At 41.2% G+C, this 20,535-nt stretch carries 19 protein-coding genes; 9 read left to right on the top strand and 10 right to left on the bottom strand.

The annotated features are described in order from the left end of the window. Nucleotides 1-23 precede the first annotated feature (23 nt). From zwf to ACQ96U_RS14835, 3 genes are read left to right on the top strand one after another with little or no spacing between them, the layout of a single operon-like run. Nucleotides 24-1,505 (top strand): glucose-6-phosphate dehydrogenase, encoded by a 1,482-nt coding sequence (gene zwf, locus ACQ96U_RS14825; protein WP_431722051.1) that lies wholly within the window; start codon nt 24-26, stop codon nt 1,503-1,505. Beyond that, a complete protein-coding gene (gene pgl / locus ACQ96U_RS14830; RefSeq protein ID WP_431722052.1) occupies nt 1,489-2,232 on the top strand; it encodes a 6-phosphogluconolactonase in 744 nt (247 codons plus the stop codon). The genes zwf and pgl overlap by 17 nt, the downstream gene beginning before the upstream one ends. A gap of 22 nt (nt 2,233-2,254) precedes the next feature. Continuing rightward, nucleotides 2,255-2,923: a bifunctional 4-hydroxy-2-oxoglutarate aldolase/2-dehydro-3-deoxy-phosphogluconate aldolase gene (locus ACQ96U_RS14835; protein WP_431722053.1), complete on the top strand. Its 669-nt coding sequence runs from the start codon at nt 2,255-2,257 to the stop codon at nt 2,921-2,923. Nucleotides 2,924-3,114: 191 nt separating this feature from the next. Here the strand turns inward: ACQ96U_RS14835 and ACQ96U_RS14840 are convergent, their stop codons facing one another. Continuing rightward, complete coding sequence (locus ACQ96U_RS14840) at nt 3,115-4,083, bottom strand: glucokinase (protein WP_431722054.1); 969 nt, start codon at nt 4,081-4,083, stop codon at nt 3,115-3,117. A gap of 103 nt (nt 4,084-4,186) precedes the next feature. After that, the gene (edd, locus tag ACQ96U_RS14845; RefSeq protein WP_431722055.1) at nt 4,187-6,013 is read right to left on the bottom strand and encodes a phosphogluconate dehydratase; all 1,827 of its coding nucleotides are present in this window, start codon (nt 6,011-6,013) and stop codon (nt 4,187-4,189) included. Between the two features lie 154 nt (nt 6,014-6,167). Between edd and gap the strand changes: the two genes are divergently transcribed. Then, the gene (gene gap, locus ACQ96U_RS14850) at nt 6,168-7,172 is read left to right on the top strand and encodes a type I glyceraldehyde-3-phosphate dehydrogenase (protein WP_431722056.1); all 1,005 of its coding nucleotides are present in this window, start codon (nt 6,168-6,170) and stop codon (nt 7,170-7,172) included. A 17-nt stretch (nt 7,173-7,189) separates the two neighbouring features. Continuing rightward, the gene (gene pyk / locus ACQ96U_RS14855) at nt 7,190-8,632 is read left to right on the top strand and encodes a pyruvate kinase (protein ID WP_431722057.1); all 1,443 of its coding nucleotides are present in this window, start codon (nt 7,190-7,192) and stop codon (nt 8,630-8,632) included. A 199-nt stretch (nt 8,633-8,831) separates the two neighbouring features. Here pyk and ACQ96U_RS14860 read toward each other — a convergent pair whose 3' ends face one another. From ACQ96U_RS14860 to ACQ96U_RS14880, 5 genes are all read right to left on the bottom strand, one after another. Then, nucleotides 8,832-9,605 carry a substrate-binding periplasmic protein gene (locus ACQ96U_RS14860; protein ID WP_431722058.1) on the bottom strand — a complete coding sequence of 258 codons (774 nt, stop codon included), beginning with the start codon at nt 9,603-9,605 and terminating at the stop codon, nt 8,832-8,834. Between the two features lie 122 nt (nt 9,606-9,727). Beyond that, entirely contained in the window at nt 9,728-10,987 is a 1,260-nt protein-coding gene (locus ACQ96U_RS14865) for an ABC transporter substrate-binding protein (protein WP_431722059.1), read from the bottom strand. 96 nt (nt 10,988-11,083) lie between these two features. Further along, a complete protein-coding gene (locus ACQ96U_RS14870; RefSeq protein WP_431722060.1) occupies nt 11,084-12,529 on the bottom strand; it encodes an ATP-binding protein in 1,446 nt (481 codons plus the stop codon). Next, nucleotides 12,516-13,256 (bottom strand): response regulator, encoded by a 741-nt coding sequence (locus ACQ96U_RS14875; protein WP_431722061.1) that lies wholly within the window; start codon nt 13,254-13,256, stop codon nt 12,516-12,518. The genes ACQ96U_RS14870 and ACQ96U_RS14875 overlap by 14 nt, the downstream gene beginning before the upstream one ends. 198 nt (nt 13,257-13,454) lie before the next feature. Further along, nucleotides 13,455-14,078: a DUF2799 domain-containing protein gene (locus tag ACQ96U_RS14880; RefSeq protein WP_431722062.1), complete on the bottom strand. Its 624-nt coding sequence runs from the start codon at nt 14,076-14,078 to the stop codon at nt 13,455-13,457. A 346-nt stretch (nt 14,079-14,424) separates the two neighbouring features. Here ACQ96U_RS14880 and ACQ96U_RS14885 point away from each other — a divergent pair, with 346 nt between their 5' ends. Further along, nucleotides 14,425-15,066 carry a hypothetical protein gene (locus ACQ96U_RS14885; RefSeq protein WP_431722063.1) on the top strand — a complete coding sequence of 214 codons (642 nt, stop codon included), beginning with the start codon at nt 14,425-14,427 and terminating at the stop codon, nt 15,064-15,066. Nucleotides 15,067-15,232: 166 nt separating this feature from the next. Next, nucleotides 15,233-15,550 (top strand): DUF6482 family protein, encoded by a 318-nt coding sequence (locus ACQ96U_RS14890; RefSeq protein ID WP_431722064.1) that lies wholly within the window; start codon nt 15,233-15,235, stop codon nt 15,548-15,550. 37 nt (nt 15,551-15,587) lie between these two features. Here ACQ96U_RS14890 and ACQ96U_RS14895 read toward each other — a convergent pair whose 3' ends face one another. Both ACQ96U_RS14895 and ACQ96U_RS14900 read right to left on the bottom strand, forming a co-directional pair. Then, nucleotides 15,588-16,346, bottom strand: a complete 759-nt coding sequence (locus tag ACQ96U_RS14895) for a substrate-binding periplasmic protein (protein WP_431722065.1) — start codon at nt 16,344-16,346, stop codon at nt 15,588-15,590. Nucleotides 16,347-16,446: 100 nt separating this feature from the next. Beyond that, the gene (locus ACQ96U_RS14900; RefSeq protein ID WP_431722066.1) at nt 16,447-17,235 is read right to left on the bottom strand and encodes an alpha/beta fold hydrolase; all 789 of its coding nucleotides are present in this window, start codon (nt 17,233-17,235) and stop codon (nt 16,447-16,449) included. 812 nt (nt 17,236-18,047) lie between these two features. Here ACQ96U_RS14900 and ACQ96U_RS14905 point away from each other — a divergent pair. Both ACQ96U_RS14905 and maoP read left to right on the top strand, forming a co-directional pair. Then, nucleotides 18,048-18,284, top strand: coding sequence for a hypothetical protein (locus tag ACQ96U_RS14905; RefSeq protein ID WP_431722067.1), 237 nt, complete (start codon nt 18,048-18,050; stop codon nt 18,282-18,284). A 376-nt stretch (nt 18,285-18,660) separates the two neighbouring features. Continuing rightward, on the top strand, nt 18,661-18,975 hold the full coding sequence (gene maoP / locus ACQ96U_RS14910) for a DUF413 domain-containing protein (RefSeq protein ID WP_431722068.1): 315 nt from the start codon (nt 18,661-18,663) through the stop codon (nt 18,973-18,975). Between the two features lie 328 nt (nt 18,976-19,303). On the opposite strand, the gene ACQ96U_RS14915 is transcribed toward maoP, so the two are convergent. Continuing rightward, nucleotides 19,304-20,116, bottom strand: coding sequence for a hypothetical protein (locus ACQ96U_RS14915; protein WP_431722069.1), 813 nt, complete (start codon nt 20,114-20,116; stop codon nt 19,304-19,306). Nucleotides 20,117-20,535: the final 419 nt, after the last annotated feature.

Consider the following 20,535-nt stretch of genomic DNA (forward strand, 5'->3'; position numbering starts at 1 on the left):
TTTACCGCAAACAGGTTAACTTCATGTCCACAGTAGCCAAAACAAAATGTGATATCGCACTTTTTGGCGCCCAAGGTGACTTGGCCCTGCGGAAACTCTTTCCTGCGCTTTATCAACTCGATAAAGCAAATCTGTTAGCCCCTCAGCTGAGAATACTTGGCTTAGCCCGTTCGCCTATTGATCAGGAAAATTTCTTAGAGACTATTCGCATACATCTCTGCAAATTTACACCCACGAGTGAAATTGACGAGTCTGTACTCAGCCGTTTTCTTTCAAGGCTGTTTTATTTCCAAATTGATTTTACCGATAGCACAGCTTATCAGGCGCTTCACCAAAAGCTGAGCGAAACTGATAACCCTTTAATTTGTTACTTTGCTACACCGGCTGCTATCTATGGTGAAATTTGCCAAAACCTTCATAACGCAGGCAGCATTAATAAACAAACACGTATCGTATTAGAAAAGCCTATTGGCTATGACCTCGCATCTTCTAAAACGATTAACGATGCAGTCGCAAAGTACTTTACTGAAGAGCAGGTTTATCGAATTGATCATTATCTTGGAAAAGAAACCGTTCAAAACCTAATTGCACTAAGATTTGCAAATAGTTTGTTTGGCTCTCAGTGGGATCATAATCATATTGATCATATTGAAATCACTGTTGCAGAAACCATTGGTATTGAGCACCGCTGGGGATACTTTGATCGAGCGGGTCAGTTACGGGATATGGTGCAAAACCACTTGCTACAGTTACTGTGTTTAATTGCAATGGACCCACCGAATGACTTAAGTGCAGACAGTATTCGAGATGAGAAAGTTAAAGTACTTAAGGCACTCAAGCCGATTGACACCAACTCGCTAAACCACCACGTTATTCGAGGGCAGTATTGCGCAGGCAGTATCCAAGGTGAACCTGTTCCAGGTTATTTGGATGAGTTTGATAGTCAAAACGCTCAAAGTTGTACGGAAACATTTGTGGCTATCAAAGCACAAATTTGCAACTGGCGATGGGCCAATGTGCCTTTTTACCTGAGAACGGGAAAGCGTATGGCAGAAAAGCTTTCTCAAATCATTATTCATTTCAAAAGACCACCCCATTATATTTTTGCCCCCGAGCAACGGGATATTGTTGAAAATAAACTCATTATCAGGCTTCAACCTGATGAAGGCATTTCTCTTCAAGTGCTAACAAAGGATCAAGGTCTGGAAAAAGGGATGCGTCTTAAACCTGGCCCACTCAAACTTAATTTCTCAGATACATTCCATACCCAACGTATTCCAGATGCCTATGAGCGACTCTTTTTGGAGGTTATGCAAGGCAGCCAATACTTATTTGTTCGTCGTGATGAAATTGAATACGCCTGGATATGGTGTGATCAAATTATCAATGGCTGGCAGAGCCAAAATGCTCGCCCACAAAAATACCCCGCAGGCTCCTGGGGCCCCGTTTCATCAATAGCAATGATTACCCGTGATGGAAAGTCCTGGCATGAAGACTCCGTTTGAACAAGTACTTACTGAGGTGACAGCCAAGCTGCAGCATCCTTTATTTAGCTTCAAAAATAGTGAAAAGCTAGTCGCTGCATTAACTGACAACATTAAAGAGACCTTACAAGTGGGCTTAAACACTCATAATCAAGCAACACTTGTTGTATCGGGTGGTAGCACCCCCATTCCACTGTTTAATGTGCTTGCCGGCTGTAACCTAAACTGGGCCAATGTGAATATCACCTTAGCAGATGAACGCTGGGTCGATGAAAACCATGCTGATAGCAACGCTCAACTAGTTAAAACACAACTGCTTCAAAAAAAGGCTTCTGCTGCCAGGTTTATCGGCTTAAAAACACCTGCCGTAGATGTTGATAGCGGACTTAATGCTTGCTCTTCAGCATTAAAAAAACTACCACAACCCTTTGATGTAGTAATTTTAGGTATGGGTAATGATGGTCATACCGCATCACTATTTCCTAATACTGCCACGCTGAAGGAAGGACTTAACCCAACAACTCATAAACTATGCCTATCATGTCAACCGACCACAGCTCGTCATCAACGTATTACATTGACATACCCACTGCTGTCCAGCGCTAAGCAGGTGATATTGCATATTGTTGGGGAAGACAAATTACTTACATTACAAAAAGCATTAGCGGCTGAAGATCCAACAGATATGCCTATTCGCGCATTTCTAAAAGATCCGTCCATTAATTTTGTTGTTTATTGGAGCCCTTAAGCTCATGCGCTCAGGATCAAACATGACAAACTTAACACTGACAACACAGGTGACCAAGCAGATAGATACGATCTGCCAACAGTCTCCCATCATGCCAGTGATTACTATTAATGACATTTCCGAAGCGCTGCCACTCGCTACAGCACTCCTTGATGGTGGTATTTCAATATTGGAAATCACCCTAAGAACGCAAACAGGTTTAGATGCTATCAATGTGATTCGTAAAGCACTTCCTGAAGCGATTGTTGGGGCAGGCACTGTAACCAACCCAACTATGTTAAACGCTGTCGCGGATGCAGGAGCTCAGTTTGCGATTAGTCCAGGTTTAACCCAGGAACTGTTGCTAGCAGGAATCGACTCAACCATTCCTTTATTACCAGGCATAGCAACACCTTCTGAGCTTATGCAAGGAAGGCAACTAGGATATCAACGTTTTAAGTTTTTCCCCGCGGCGGCGGCAGGTGGTGTTCCAGCGCTACAAGCCCTGGCTGGTCCCTTTAATGATGTACGGTTTTGTCCGACAGGTGGCATTAACGCTGAAAATGCAGGTAAATACCTCGGATTACCCAATGTTATGTGTGTAGGTGGGTCATGGGTAGTACCAAGTGAAGCCGTTCGTAACAAAGACTGGCAGCGAATTACTGAGCTCTGCAAGCTCAGTATTCAAGCGCTAAACAAAGCTAACAGTTAGTTTTTCTCATCGTTATTCAGCTGTCCTCTGAATAATGTGTCTCCTTCCCATTAATGGGAAACTGCTCTAGGACAAGTGTTGTTTAACACTACTCTTGGCATTTTTACTCCGCTTTATGCGGAGTTTTTTTTATCTTATAGATTTAAATCGTGCTTTTTATACATCTTTGACTCAATCATCAAATGGCACCATTAGCCCAACCTTTCTGAAGAAAGTAAGCCCTGAGCAGCACCTAATAAACCAGGATATTCAGCAAGCACAAGGTAAGTTGGGATTGCACTTAGGTATTCTCTAAACCGTCCTTTTTCAATAAATGCATTTCTAAACCCACTCTTTACAAAGTGCTCTTTAAATCTGGGAATAATCCCTCCAGCAATATAAACACCACCCAGTGCACCAATGGTCAGTGCCGCATTGCCTGCAACAGAACCTAAAATCTCTGAAAACAAATCCAGTGTTTGAGTGGCTATTTTATCTGACCCCGTACAACCCTCTGTTGTGATATGAGATGGATCGACCACTGAAGCCTGCTGCCCTGAAACGGCTGCCAAGGCTTGATATAAATTGGCCAAGCCACTACCCGACAGTATTCGCTCAACAGAAACATGCTCAAAACATCTATGCAAATACCGCCAAACTTCAACTTCCAATTCATTTCGAGGCGCAAAATCGACATGCCCTCCTTCTGTAGGAATAGGCAACCAGCCTTGTTGTGTTCTCACTAAGCCAGCAACCCCCATTCCTGTGCCTGGCCCAAGCACCAACTTCGGCTTGTCTTCGACAGCAACACCCTCACCAATCTGGCAAAGGTCTTCTGTAGCCGACAATGCCGGCAATGCCAACGCTAGCGCAGTAAAATCATTAATAACGCGGAGCTGCTTTAACCCTAAGTCATCTCTCAACGTCTGCTTATCAAAATGCCAATGGTTATTCGTCATACGCACTTGAGCATTATGAACAGGGCAGGCAAAAGCAAGACAGGCTTTATGAGGTGAGGCATGTTGCTGAGTTAAGTAATGAGTTATCGCTTGGTCAATATTGTCATAATCTTTACACGCTAAAACCTGAATCTGCTGCAACGATTGCGTGGTTAAATCAAACAATGCGAAACGAGCATTGGTCCCGCCAATATCTCCCACTAATGCAACTTGAGATGACACTACTACCTCCTCACTACTATTATTAATTCATCAACAGTATGCTCAACCAATTACAACGTAAAGCCAGACCATTTTATTTTATACGCAAATTGAAGGATAAAAATTATTTACCTTCAATATCAAAATCAAAAACGGTTGCTCCAAATTCTGCTCCCCCCACCACCTGTCGCATTTGAGTAAATAGCTCTCGTCCCATACCATGATGAAAATCAGACAAGTCTGCAACAACTGGCGTGCGCTGTTGCCACTCTTCTGTAGAAACGTTCACGGTTAACTCACCCAGTTCAGCATTCAAACAAACAATATCACCATTTTTTAATTTAGCTAACGGTCCTCCTTGTGCGGCTTCAGGATACACATGAATGGCTGCAGGGACTTTCCCTGAAGCACCAGACATACGACCATCAGTAACCAGTGCTACTTTATAACCTTTGTCTTGTAATACACCTAAAAATGGCGTCAACTTGTGTAGTTCAGGCATTCCTGTTGCCTGCGGCCCCTGAAAGCGAACAACAATAATACAATCCTGGTTCAGCTCACCACGCTGAAAGGCTTCAGCCATAGCTTCCTGACTATGAAAAATAATGGCTGGAGCTTCAACGACTTGATGTTCTTGAGCAACCGCAGATACTTTAATCACACCACGCCCCAGATTACCCTTTAGTAGCCGTAAGCCTCCTTCAGCACTAAAAGGCTCACTCACAGATCTCAATACCTCAAGATCATGAGATTCTTCAGGCCCTGAACGCCAGATAAGTTTATTATTTTTCAATACAGGCTCTTGTGTATACGCATCCAACCCTTTGCCAATGACGGTGTCCACATCGTGATGAAGCAACCCAGACTGTAAAAGAGTTCTGATTAAAAATGCCATGCCACCCGCTGCTTGAAAATGGTTGATATCTGCTTGTCCATTTGGATATATTCGCGTCAACAAAGGCACAACGGTCGATAACTCTGCAAAATCATCCCAGGTAATCTGTATACCTGCCGCTCGAGCAATTGCTATTAAATGCATGGTGTGGTTTGTTGAGCCACCTGTTGCTAATAAGGCGACAACTGCATTGATAATTGACTTTTCTGAAACTACCTTCCACATAGGTATGTAATTTTCCGTCAAAGCAGTTATCCGTGTAACTTGGCGAGCAGCTTCGCATGTCAGTTCGTCACGCAATGAGGTCTCAGGGTTTACAAATGATGCGCCAGGTAAATGCAAACCCATGATCTCGATCAATAACTGATTACTATTTGCTGTGCCATAAAATGTGCAGGTACCAGAAGAGTGGTAAGATTTAGATTCCGCTTCAAGCAGCGCTTCACGGCCAACCTTGCCTTCCGCGTAAAGTTGACGCACTCGGGCTTTTTCCTTGTTTGGTAACCCTGATGGCATTGGTCCTGCTGGCACAAAGATGCAAGGCAGATGACCAAAGCTTAATGCGCCAATCAAAAGCCCTGGCACAATTTTATCGCAGACACCAAGGCAAAGGGTCGCGTCAAACATGTTGTGAGAGAGTGATATCGCAGTTGCCATCGCAATCACATCTCGACTGAAGAGGCTAAGCTCCATACCTGGTTGCCCTTGAGTGACACCGTCACACATCGCAGGTACACCACCTGCAAACTGTGCAACGGACCCAAGCTCTCGCACGGCGTCTTTAATAAGGGCAGGGTATTTTTCCAGCGGCTGATGCGCAGATAGCATATCATTATATGCTGAGACTATAGCTACATCAGCTTGTGTTGAGAGCTTAAGAATTTGTTTATCCTGCGGCTGGCAAGCAGCATAACCATGAGCTAAGTTTCCGCATGAGAGTGTGGAACGCTGAGGACCTTGCTTTGCAGCTTGCTGCATCCGCTCGATGTAGGCTTTACGGCTTGCAGAACTTCGGGCAATGACCCGTTGAGTAACGCTTGCGATTGTAGGGTGCATTACGCTTCCTCATCAGTCAAAAGTAAGATAACGTTTTCAAATGGTAATATTACATAACTTATCACGGATTTCTCAGTAGTATTTATTGTCGAAAGTCCATTTTATTTGTAATATTACTTACAAAATATAGCAGTCTTTGTAGGAGGATTCTTCCATGACCATTCGTGTTGCTATTAACGGTTACGGTCGTATTGGTCGCAACGTACTTCGTGCTCTTTATGAGAACGGCTACCGCGATCGTATTCAAGTTGTTGCTATCAATGATTTAGGTGATGCTGAAATCAATGCTCACTTAACTCGTTATGACACCGTACATGGCCGCTTCCAAGGCGAAGTTCGCACTGAAGGCAGCACAATGGTTGTCAATGGTGACGAAATCCGCATTACTTCTGAGCGTGACCCATCTAAGCTTGATTGGGGTTCTCTAAATGTAGACGTTGTTTATGAGTGTACAGGTATCTTCACTAGCCGTGAAAAAGCCAGTGCTCACCTTGCTGCAGGCGCTAAAAAAGTCATTATTTCTGCACCAGGCTCTAACGTTGATGCTACTGTTGTATATGGTGTTAACGACAGCGTACTACGTCAGTCTCATGAAATCATTTCAAACGCTTCCTGTACTACAAACTGTTTAGCGCCTGTTGCTAAAGCACTGAACGATACAGTAGGTATTGACAGCGGTTTGATGACAACTATCCACGCTTATACTAACGATCAAAACCTATCTGACGTATACCACAGCGATATGTACCGTGCTCGTGCAGCCACTATGTCTATGATCCCAACTAAGACTGGTGCAGCAGCTGCAGTAGGCCTAGTATTACCTGAGCTGAATGGTAAGTTGGATGGTATGGCTGTTCGTGTACCAACAATCAACGTTTCTTTGGTAGACCTCAACTTTGTTGCTAAGCGTGAAACTAGCGTTGAAGAAATCAACGAAATCATGAAGAAAGCAGCTGATGCTTCTCCAGTTTTAGCCTACAACGTTGAAAAACTGGTTTCTATTGACTTCAACCACAGCATTGTTTCTTCTACATTTGATGCAACCCAGACACGCGTTAACGGTAACCTGGTTAAAGTTATGGCCTGGTACGACAACGAGTGGGGCTTCTCAAACCGCATGCTAGACAACACCATTGCTTTAATTAATGCACCTGCATAAGCGTAGGAGCATAAGCCATGGGAAGCATTCGTAGAACTAAAATCGTAGCCACCTTAGGTCCTGCCTCTAATGACTTAGCAACATTAGAGAAAATGATCAAAGCGGGCGTTAATGTGGTTCGCCTGAATTTCTCACATGGCGAACCTGAAGATCACCTAAAACGCGCTGAACTAGTACGTGAAGCCGCTAAACGTCAAAATGCTTTCGTGGCGATTCTTGGGGACCTTCAAGGTCCCAAGATTCGCATAGCGCGATTCCAAGAAAGCAAAGTTGAGCTGGAAGTTGGTCAGACGTTTACTCTGGATAAATCTCTGGACAAGAATGCTGGAGACAAAGAACGCGTCGGTATCGACTATGAAGCATTAATCGCGGACTCCCGTCCAGGCGATATTCTGCTATTGGATGATGGTCGTGTTGAACTTCGTGTGACAGGTGTTACTGAGCATGAAGTCATCACAGAAGTACTAATTGGTGGCCCTCTCTCCAATAACAAGGGTATTAACCGTCAAGGTGGTGGTTTATCTGCCAAAGCCCTCACGGATAAAGATAAAGCAGATATCAAAGTCGCCGCCCAAATCGGTGTTGACTATGTAGCAGTATCTTTCCCTCGTTCAGCAGAAGATATGGATGAGGCGCGTCAACTTTTGCAAGAAGCTGGCTCTAAAGCAGGTTTGATTGCCAAAATTGAGCGTGCTGAAGCTGTTGCTGATGATGAAGTACTCGATTCAATCATTCGTGCTTCTGAAGGGGTAATGGTTGCGCGTGGTGACTTAGGTGTTGAAATTGGCAACGCAACGCTGGTTGCTGTGCAAAAACACATTATTGATCGTGCCAGAAGCTTGGATCGCGTGGTAATCACTGCGACTCAAATGATGGAGTCAATGATCACTAGTCCAATGCCAACCCGTGCTGAAGTGTCTGACGTAGCTAATGCCGTTTTGGATGGAACAGATGCAGTTATGCTGTCTGCTGAAACAGCTGCTGGTAAATACCCAGTGCAAACTGTTGAAGCAATGGCCAGTGTTTGTGTAGGTGCTGAGTTACACCCTGCGGCTCACCGTTCAAAACACCGCCTGGATGAACCCTTCCAGAATATTGATGAGTCCATTGCACTCGCAGCAATGTACACAGCTAACCATCTGCAAGGTGTAAAAGCGATTATTTGTATGACTGAGTCAGGGGCAACGCCACTGTTAATGTCTCGAATTCGCTCTTCTATTCCAGTGTTTGCCTTTTCTCGGCATAAAGATACGCAAAACCGTGTTGCCCTTTACCGTGGTGTAATGCCAATTCCATTTGAAACTGACACAATCCCAGGTAAAGAAGTTAACCGTCATGCAATTCAGGCACTCAAAAATGCAGGTCATGTCAGCACTGGTGATTTAATTATCATCACTAAAGGTGACCGCGCCCACTCTCAAGGTGGAACCAATACGCTTAAAGTATTGTGTGTTGACTAATGTTATTCACAACCTTGTGAATGACGGCATGACACTTATACCCGTAAGGGTATAGTGATTTTATTTTGAAGTAATATGCTAGCCATATTACTTCAGGGATGCCAAGCATCCCATTTCTCCCAAGTGCAAGGCTGTTATTCAGTCCTGTGGACTTTACAGGGACCATTGAGTCCCTGTCCTTTTTAAACCAACAACTTTCCTACTCCCTGCCTTTTACGTCATATTGTTTATCTATATTGTGTAATACCTGAATCGCTTTAATAACACCTTGCTCCTGTAGTTTTAAATAATGCTCCTCAAACTTAGACACAACATGATCAATACCAGGCCAGGTTTTAGAAAACCCAATAAATAAATCATGTGTTGAGAGTACAGGAGACATAGTTTGTATATTCCTATACTGTTGATCAGAGTGGGATTTTAATGAATATTCAAATACTTCAGCAGTCGCAACTAATGCATCTAAATTACCTGAGAGCAAAGCATCAACAATGACTGTTTGGCTTGCATCGACTGTAGCAACCAGTCCCCTACTATCAAGAATCCCTTTTGCTAACGTATCATTTGTTACAACCCCTAAACGATACTGGGAAATATCATCAAGCATTAATTGATTTCTTTTGCTGTATCGTTGGTAAAGACAAACCGTGCTTTTGGCAAGTGGTGGTGAAAACCTGAAGTGAGCTTCACGATCTTCTGTATAATAAAGGCCAATAATTCCTGTGTACTTCCCTTTTTTAGCTTGAGCTAATGCTCTTTTCCATCCGATATAATCAATCCTTACTTGATACCCTGCAGAATTTAAAACACTTTGCAAAACATCAACCATATATCCCTGGCGCAATAAACTGGGTCCAAAGTAAGGAGGCCAGGGTTCTGTTGCAAAAATTAAAAGAGGCTGTTCAGAAGCTAACGATGGCCGAAAAACAATAGCACTAAAGATGAAAAGAATAATCAGGTAGGTAGACTTCAAACTTACAACCCACGGCAAAGTAAACTCAATTGATAGCAACTATAGTCAAAAATAAGCAGTTACACCGCTGACTATCAGTTAAATAAACTATCTACAGTAGAGTGATATTGACCGAGTGTTAATTAATTTCCCATAGCGGCTTTTACAACAGCGACCAACCGGTGGGCCGCCGTCTCAGGCGTCATACTGGGGTCTCTAAAAAAAGCCGTTATTACCTCGTAAATAGCACCACCAGTATCAGATGTTGTCGCCATATACTGAGTATAACTCGGTAATAAATTTCCTGTTTTAGCAGCAGCCTCCAATGACTGATGAGATAATTGAGCACATTCATCAAACTGATCTAATGGCACATCATTACGAACCGGAATAGAGCCTTTACGTAAATTAAAGGCTTTTTGAAAATCGGGTGTCATTATTATTTTTGCTAATGCTGACTGTGCTTTTTGCTTCTCAGAATCTTGTACATCAAACATCACAAAACTATCAATATTATAAATAAAGCTATCCTCAGTGCCTGGCGCAGGAATACACGTAAAATCCACGCCCGCCACTTTTCCTGCCGCCAAGAACTCACCTTTGGCCCAATCCCCCATTATTTGCATGGCCGCACGGCCTTCAATCACCATCTCAGAGGCTGCATCCCAGTCTCTACCTTGAGCTTCATCATCATAGTAAACACTTAACCGCTTGAACTGTTTTAAAACTTTAATCATTTTCTGGCTTTCAAGTGTATCAATATCATTTTCGACAAAGGCCTTGTGGTAAAACTCACTACCACCAATACCAAGCGCAACTATTTCAAAGATGATGGCTTGTTGCCATGCCTGATTACTTAGCGCTATTGGGGTAACCCCTTTTGCCTGCAATTTAGTAGCAACCTCATTTAACATGACCCAGGAGGTAGGAATCGGCAGATTATATTTTCGGAACACATCCTTATTTAGCCAAATCCAATTAACCTTGTGAATATTAAAAGGGACTGCAACGAACTTACCTTTATGCTGCATTATCTTGGCAACAAAAGGCGGCAATAGTGCCGACCAGTTTTGTTCTTGGCTCACAGAAGATAAATCAGACAAGAATCCCAATTTAGCCCATTCTTGAATTTCCTTACCTTTTATTTGAGCGGCTAATGGTGGGTTAGCAGCTAATACTCGAGACTTCAAAACAGTCATTGCCGTTTCTCCCCCACCACCTCTTACACTTGAATCTACCCATTGGTAACCAACGTTTGCCATTGCCTTTTTAAGCTCATTGACTGCACGAACTTCTCCTGCAGAGGTCCACCAGTGTAAAATTTCAACTTCTGTCGTCGCCCAAGAGGTTTGAGCAATTAACATTAATAACAAAGCTGTGGTGTGCTTTAGCCAATGACTCATAACTTACATCTCAGTTAATTTTTTTTTATATAGTGCAGGCTAAACAACAATAATTAAAATTGCAGCACTTATCGTTCAGCTAAAATAAGGATTAAATTATTTTCGGGGTAACGTCAGTTCAGCTATTAATCCCCCTTCAGGGTGATTTTTTAAAATGACTTCCCCACCATGTGCTCGAGCAATACTACGAACAATGCCTAGCCCTAATCCTCTTATACCTGATTTAGAAACATTTCCCTGACTACGATAATAAGGCTCAAACACCTTTTCTAAATCATCTTGTAGCAACCCTGGACCATAATCACGAATGGTGATGACGAGTTTTTGAGGAGAATCAACAACAGATGCATCTGCTCGCTTACCATAAGCAATCGCATTATCCAGTAAATTAGTCAGTGCTCGTTTAATTGCTAATGGTTTACCAATAAACATCTTACAATTACTGCCTATCAAAGTGACTTCATGCCCAGCCATTGAAGCATCATCTTTTAATCGCCTTAGCATCGCCATAATATCGATAGGCACCTGGTTTTCATGAACATCCGTCTCTTTTACACACTGCAAAGCCCCTTTTACCATTAAATCCAAATCGGCTAAATCCTGACAAAATCGTTCTCGCTGCATATCGTCAGATAACATTTCTGCCCGTAAACGCATTCGAGTGATAGGTGTTTTTAAATCATGGGAAATAGTTGCAAATAATCGTGCTCTATCATCAATATAACGCTGTAACCGATATTGCATTGCATTAAAGGCTTTTGCAGCCCAAACCATTTCCTGACTTCCCTCTTCAGGTAAAGGTGGCTGTTCAAGATCTCTCCCAAGCTCATCTGCGGCTTTTGACAGCCGCTCTAATGGTTTAGCCAGCCATGTCACGACCCAAAACGACACCATTAACAAAACAATCAGCATCAAACCTAAAAAGATCAGCCGCTCTGTAGATAAAAACTCTCGCTCAGAAATAAACGAAGGGTGAGGTATTAAAGCAGCCACATATAACCATTCATTCTCTGACACCTTAATTTGTGTCACCAGAATGGGTGGCGATAACGGCTTCATTAACAGGCTATGATGAGCCCAACGTGGAGGCAAGTCCGTCAACAACACATCATTATTAAACACATGAAGGGTATCTGGATCAGAAAACTTGACAATAATATGCTGAGTTTTACCTAACTCTTGCCTTAGCACTTTATTGAACTCACTGATCACAATATGGTGAATCCGTTTTTCTGGAAACTCATTAATTAAAATAAGCTCTTTATTAATACTGACAAAAAAACGGCTTCCTCCCATATTACGCAACTGATCAAGTACAATATGTCGATATTTAACAGGAAGAGAATTAAAAAATTTAACGGTTGAAGCCATGCTTAATGCCATATGCTCTGCCATACGGCTGACTTCCTGCTCCTCAGCAAAGCGTGCCTGAGTCATCCAAATAGCACTACTAATCAATTGCACTGCAGTTATGGCGAGCACTAATACACTGGCTAAACGCCCTACTAACGATTTCGGCCAAAAACGTCTAATCCAACTCATCAGCCACACTGACTTCTACAGCAAGCACATAGCCTGCGCCACGAACCGTTTTGATAATTTGAGGATTTTTGCCGTCATCACCTAACCGATGCCTGAGTCGGCTAACATGAACATCAATTGAACGATCAAACGGACTGGACTCTCTACCCCGGGTTAAGTCAGAGATCTCATCACGCTTGAGTATACGTTGAGGATGCTCAAGGAAAAGCATTAACAAAGCAAAGTCAGCGCCGGTGAGTGGGTACTGTTGTTCTCCTTCACGCATTAACTGTCTGCTTGTCGTATCTAAGGTCCAGCCTGCAAACTTGTAATAACGAGGATTGCTAGCAGGTTTCGTTTCAACGGGCTGCTGATGGGTCTCAACCCGACGCATGATAGCCTTGATTCGGGCGAGTAACTCTCTTGGATTAAAGGGCTTTGCCATGTAATCATCAGCCCCCATTTCTAACCCAACGATCCGATCTGCATCATCAGAACTTGCCGTTAACATAATGATCGGTACCAATGATACCTTACGAATCTTTTGGCACAGCGTAAAACCATCATCACCAGGCAACATAACATCTAAAAGGACGATATCGATATCTTCAGCAGGAAACTGTTCAAAAAGAGATACCCCATCAGCCGCCTCTAACACTGAAAATCCCGAGCGCTCAAGGTATTCTCGTAACAGCGTTCTAATTTCGGTATCGTCATCAACAACTAGGATTTTTTTGTTTTTATGCATATTAAGCCAAAATAAAACTATACAACCGTTACAAAAGTTTACCCACTCAGGCAATATCTATGGGTGAAATCAACGAAAGACTGTGTTTAGGCAAACTTAATTTGTTACTCTCTGCAATTAACTATGATAACTCAGTAAAGGTATGAAACAATCTGGGCAGATGTTTTAAATACTATAACAAAATAACCACAGGAACACTTACCTACTGTTTCTAAGGCGAATAATTTCATATTCTTCTTTCGCCCAGCGCGCATCACTTTGCAACCTAAACAGCTCACTTTGGATTTGAAACTCTCTTGCCCGTAAGCGATTCATAGAGTCCATTAGCTCTGATCGCTTCTGGATATGATCGCCCTGCTCTATAAGTTCATGTTCTTTTGCTGAAAGTTCTGTTCTTAATGAATTCAAATCCTGCCTTAATGCCGAAAGCCTCTGTTTTATCGCATACCAGCGCTGTCTAGCCTGGTATACGTTATATCCCCTCTGATAGCCGGATAAAAAACGCGTTTCTAGTGAACCAGGACAAACGCCTTTATATTGTTTTCCTTGCTCTCCTTCGGCATACCCTCGGGACTCAGTACAGTAACGTTGTAGACCTAACTGGTAACCAGCCTGATAAGCTTCCAAATCAGGAACGACTGAGTAGTCCGAACAATCTTTACGATAGACTCCAATTCTGGAACTTAAGTAGCCTTGAGTACCATCTTCAAAACCTACAGTATGCCAATCAGCCATCCGACACTCGCTTTCTGTCATAACACTACAACCATTAATGAGTAACAACAGCAGCGCAAAAGCAAAAGAGTATAAATTACTTCGCATAAAAATATTTACTCAGATCTTGTTTATGAAATTAATACTATACTCAAAACAAAAAAAATTAGAGATGACTGTCTAGTAGTACATAACAGGAAACCTATCATTTTCAACTTACACTTGCTGTTAACCGTCAGCGAAAATGACATCCTTTTTATAAAGCTGCAAAAACCAATAGCAGTGATTCAACATGTACGAACGTATTTAAAATAAGGGCACTTCTAAACATGAGTAGAGCCTACTTATTAACAGCGAGTTATTCTTTTTAACTATAATTATTTGCAATATGTTTTTTTAATTGGTGAGCACAGTGTTTCAGCGTTGCAAAAAGTGCATATACATTTTCTGTTGTATGGCTCTACTTTCAGGTTGTGGGAACCAGCCTTTTCGTGTAGAAAATCTTGCTAAGTCTGATACAGACTTTGTCGCCGACACTGTTCGAGCAGAAATACGAAAACACCTAACCACACTAATGGAAAAATTATATAAGCGAAACCCTCGGGAGTTGTATAAATCTGGAGCAACGATAAAACAACGCCAAGCCCTTCTTTTTAATCACTATGGCCCTGTGCGCCTACCTGAACTAAATCGTAAAGCAGGTACAGATGCAATCCTGCTTGCGTTTGATGGCTCATTTACAGGCGATCGGGTCATGGCAATGATGGCAGGCTTAACCGATATGATTCGCCAAAGCTATGACTATCATGATGAGTTTTTCATTCTGGATGAACTAGACCAACAGAAACTCTATAACAGCGCTCGAAACATAGAAATTCTTGCCTGGCGTTTACAATCTCGAAAAAATGCTTCTGGTAAACCATTCTTGATTACCAATTCCTTACAGCAGGATGCTGTTAACCTTAGCTTTGAACGGCTTTTCGGTAAAATGATCATGCTGCAAGATATGATGGCACAGATCGTATCAAGCAAAAATGATCGAACAATCAACTTCTTGGTGAGAGGAGTAGCTACAACGACTTTTCTTCCTATCTAACGTTTGCAACACTGTAATAATTTTAATACTAATACAGTATAGCTATACCCCTTATCCATCCATTGATTGGCAAAACTCACCTAATCCTTTTATTGTTGGTTGAGCACAGCTTTCTTGACTACATTTAAAAGGTAGCCACCAAGCTGGCACCCTATGGGGGCTCTCAATGAACCTGAAACGTATTCGTAACCACCACCTCCCCATCCACCGGTTATTAATCCTGTCTTTTGAAGGTGATATATACATGGCAGAGGTTCAGATTCATGATCGAAAATTCTTGATTTTAAATGACAAAGATAATAAACCGCGGGTTTTTCCTAGTTTATCCAGCGTACGAGATGCATTTGATGGGCTTCAGATATGTGATACTGAGCATATACACTACTCAGCCTATGATGAAATGATCGGACTTACCAGTCATGACAGCGAGAGTATGGGGCAAAAAGACTGCTTTCCTATCAACAGTAATCAAAGCCTTCATTAACATTTCGTTGAATGCGCTGCGCTATGCTATGCCACTGCTAAGGATAATAATCCCAACGCCATAAAATACCATGCTTTGCTTTAAGACGTTCATAGGTTCCATCAAGAATGAGCGCTCTTAAACTATCATCAAAGTCACTCACCAAGGTTTCCACATGCTTATTCTTTTTGCTGAATCCTACATAAAGATTATTTTCTGATAGCGGTGTTGGTAAAAAAGTAACCAGGTCTTGAAGTTCGGGGGCTTTGTGAGCAATTTCAAAACGAGCGACAAATTCATCCTCTAGCGTCAAATCTATTCTACGCTTAACAAGTTTGTATAAATTCACCAGGAATGTTCTTTCTGAAGACTTCTTAAGCACTGGACTCTGATCAAACTGAGGCTCATACGCATAGTCACGGACCACACCTATCTCATAATGCCTTAAGTCAGCAAAGTCCGTACTTTTGATCTTACTATCCACACGCTTAATAAATTTAACCCGATTTGTCATATAAGGTTTGGAAAAAATTAGCTTTTTTGCTCGCTCATCGCTATACCAAACATCAAGTAACGCATCAAATGTACCTTCATAAGTGCCTTTCAATGCTCTTGACCAAGGCAGTATAACCACATCAACCTCATAGCCTTTCCTTGACATCACAACCGTAAATAATTCTGGAGAAAAGCCTTTGTTGAGTAACTGTGAACCTGAATAAGGAGCCCATTCCGTTGCTGCAATCACCAGGGGTTCACTCCCACAACACGCAGGACCAATAAACAACACTACAAAGAGTAAAGCCCACTTACTGACCATGTTTTAATATCACAAATAGCAGTATTTTCACTCTTTAGCATAGAACACAAGCAATACTCTTTGGGAAGGATTTTAAAGGCATGTCAGAAGCAAAACGCTTTTATGCCGTAAGCAATATTGAATTCAAAAACTGACTGACCAATCTGTTAAAAATAGTTGGCTTTTCTGCATGCAGCCAATGGCCCGCATTTTGTACCACTTTTACACCCGCTGAAGGGAACAACGACAAAATAGCCTCCTGATGGCGTGGCTGAATATAATCAGAAGCCCCCCCCTTAATGAACAAAACAGGCTTTTCATAGGATGAGTCACTACTCTGCCCTGCCATGATATGTTCATAATGCTTAGCAATAGCAGAAAGGTTCATTCGCCACTGAAAGCCAGAAGCTGACGTTTTAACTAAGTTTTTTAACAAGAAACTCCGCACAGCAGATTCATCGACATAGACAGATAAATCCCGGTCAGCCTGAGCTCTAGAAGTAATAGATGATAATGTCAACGCTTGAAGTCCAGCAAAAACCTGTTGGTGGTGCGGTGAGTAACGAACAGGAGCAATATCAGCAACAACTACCCCTGAAACACGATCAGGTGCCCGCAAGGCAACTTCCATAGCCACCTTTCCACCCATTGAGTGTCCCACAATCATAACCTTAGCCAAGCTAAGCGTATCTAACAGCCGAATGATATCACCTGCCATTAATTCGTAGTTCATCATGTCATGGTGAGGGGAACGACCATGGTTGCGTAAATCAACTGAATAAACAGAAAACTCCTCTGCAAGTGCCTTGGCCACAGAACCTAAGTTTTCCAGCGAACCAAATAGACCATGTAGTAAAACCACTGGCGGATTACCTTGCAGCCCTTGGTGACGATAATACAGATCAAGCATACTGCCTCAAAAAAGTGTGTTGATTATTTAACCTTCGTGGTCGATATTGCTTTAGCTATGCGTACATTTACTAACAGGGTTTAGTGAAATCAACCATAATATAACATCACTAACAATGAGCAGCTTATCTTATTAACCTTTTATGCTGAAGAAACAGTCAATACACTTCATAAATTCACAAATAATGTGGGGAAATAACGTTGAGGGTTTATAAAAAGCTACTCAAGCGGTAGTGGAAAGCCACATTGACTACACCATATTAAGCTAAATAGTTACTATACACCACCCAAACAATAATTAGTGCACAAAATATCAAGCAAACACACTATCCCTCTCTTCGACCAGGTAAAGGTTAAACTGCAAAGTTACTCACTAAATAAAAAATTATTGTTCCACCATTGCAACATAAAAAGCTTGCAATAGTCAGATCATAATATCGACAGTTAACTTAACTGTTTTTTCTACGATTTGCTTATAAAAGCTGAGTATTAAACTATATATAACGCTAAAATTAACACTTTAAGTGATACTGATTAAAGCATCACAATATGGACAAAATTAGAGCAGCCTTAATAAATTGATATTACCTATCGAAGAGGGTGACTAAAGTTAAAATTATCTTTTTTGATGCAGCAATTTTTAATGGCTTACCTTGATGTAAAAGTGCCCCCTTACGATAATTTATTTAGAAAACAAAGCATTTATCACTATACCTAAAACAATACGGAAATTACGAACTGAAAAGTATTCATTATTTTGAATAATACAATACCTTTCATACTGATCACACTTTATACAAAGGATCTGCATTAATGAAGTTATTACTCTCTACAGCATTGAGCATTATTCTCTCTTTTTGCTGGAGCAATCTTGCCTTGGCTGAAGCTCGCTCAAATCAAAATGCCACTGAGGCAGAAATCCGCCAAGAAGCTGCAGAAACTTGTAAGGAATGGGCAAGAGAAGATAAAGTGCCTGCAGAAAAACAGGAAAACTACACTAAAAAATGCATAGCCTTTCTAATGGGTGAAGCCGACGACTTTAACCCTTAATCAACGCTTTCTAACTGCGGTGTAGATTTGCAAAAAAAGAACGCTCTGTTACAAAGCTGATTACACTTTTCTCTCTTTAACTATACGTCGCCAACAAGCTAAACAGCACAACCGCAGTTAAGTCCCAGTTAGCCTACCAGGCGCGACGTACTAGTTACTAAAATGAGCGTTTCTTATTAGTGTTTGCTTAACACTGAAATGAACGCTTTTGAGTCCCTGTAAAATAGCGCCTATCGATTGCCAAAAATTAGTGTGTTTTGTAATTGACATTAGCTGAATTTTGGCATATTGATTACCTTGAACCAACTCAGGAATACTGGTGGTTTACTCACTATAGAAATGCTATAGGTTAGTCACATTCGATAGGATATGGCCGATGAGTACAGCTACACTCAGTCAAAGCTTTAAGACCGCCAAACGCTTCTTTGATGATGCACACTTTCCTTATGGATTTCAGCGGTCTGGTTTTTTCTCAATAAGAGAAGCTAACACCCTGACTTCTCTAGGTGATGCCTTAAAATCACTCAGTGAGGGTTCTCGAGAACCACTATCAGAGGATGAAGCTAACTTTGTCAGAGTTGTTCGCGGCGAAGCAGCACCTTCAACCTTTGTGGAAAAAACATGGATGAAGTATCTCAATAAAATTAATATGGAAGATGCTTATACCGCTGTTTATTTTGATGAGGATTAGTTCCTCTAAGCAGATAAGAAACTAATATTTTAGCTGTCAGATGTTTCATGCTACTAGCGATTGTATGGACAGCTCTATTTCACTCAAATGACAGGTTAGTGGTAGACGTACATATGTAAGTACCATTACTATATTATTTTTACAGAAGCACTTTTATATAAACTAACCTAAGGCTTACCACCATGGATCGTGGAAATGCCACTTTTACAAGAATAATTAACCCACTTTCCCCCAGCCACTGATAAAACTTAGCGACTGGGGCTTCATCTATTGACGGTCCAACTAACGCTATTAAAACACTGACTATCTTCCAAGTCAGTTTCAGAATCTAAACCTTTCTGTCAATTAAATCCTGATATAAGCTCACAATTTTATTTAACTCTCTAACAATAGAGCCCATTGATGACGCAACTAAATGCGGAACAAACTGCTTTTCATGGTACTTACTCATACCTGTTTTAGCATATATCCAATGTGACTTTATTTTTTTGGTAGCATTATTTATATCTGCCACGTTAGTGTTATTTTTACCAAGTAAAATTACACCAACATGAAATTCTTTATTGAATTTTGATAATGCATCTTCTATTTGAGGATCTCTAAATCCCCAGGTATAAGCTGTGTAATATAAAACCATTTGCTGCGCTAAAATTCTTTGTTTAGCTGTTGCCATCAACATATTTTTATGACGTGATGAAATACCTTGAGCCACAGTTTCAACAAACTGACTACAACTTTTATATAACTCAACATTTCTTACTAACAGCTGTTCTCCACCATACTTAGTCGCTTTTTTCGTTAAAAATGGCTTAGTCAATTGCCAGTCTTGCTCAAGTTTTTTCATAGCACTTTTTAAAGTTTCTGATAATTCCTTTTTCTTAAAATCTTTAAGCATGTTTTCAAAAGCTTTAATACTTTCGTCCATTTCAACTGACGTTTGAGCAACATCCACTTCAACGCCTAACAACATATAATCCTTAATGGCTTGTTGAGTCAACATACACTGATACGTCGCCTGATTAAAAAATAATCCTACCTCATTGTTCATATCTTGTGCTTTAGCAATATGAGGTAGCATAATAAAAATAACACTGCTAACACCAAATACACGACGTATTAATTTCCAGGATTTCGTCAACATCAGTCTTGTGTTCCTTCTCATAAGTACCAACTTATACCTACTAAAATCCTTTCTAATAGGTATACAATTAAACAACACTATACGTTTGCCTGATCACAACAGCTTACGTCAGGAAATACATAAAGTTTCAGGGGTAATGACAACAGGCTAAATAACAAGAAAAGTTTAGTGAAACGCGACTATTAATCCCAAGAATGCTACATTAAGACAAAAGTTAACATAATTAGTATCGGCCTACTCTGTGAACGGGCTCAATAAAAAAATCTCCCCCTCAAAAAATTTGATAACCAAGTTGCACTTTACTTGAGACACTAAATCTTCACGACAACGATATCTGTAATAAAGCGTAATCATGCATAAAAAAAGGGCACTTATAATAAATAAGTGCCCTTCACAAACTTATTAGCCAACTATCAAAA

The organism is Zooshikella sp. RANM57, assembly GCF_050749885.1.
In the GTDB taxonomy this organism is placed as follows: domain Bacteria; phylum Pseudomonadota; class Gammaproteobacteria; order Pseudomonadales; family Zooshikellaceae; genus Zooshikella.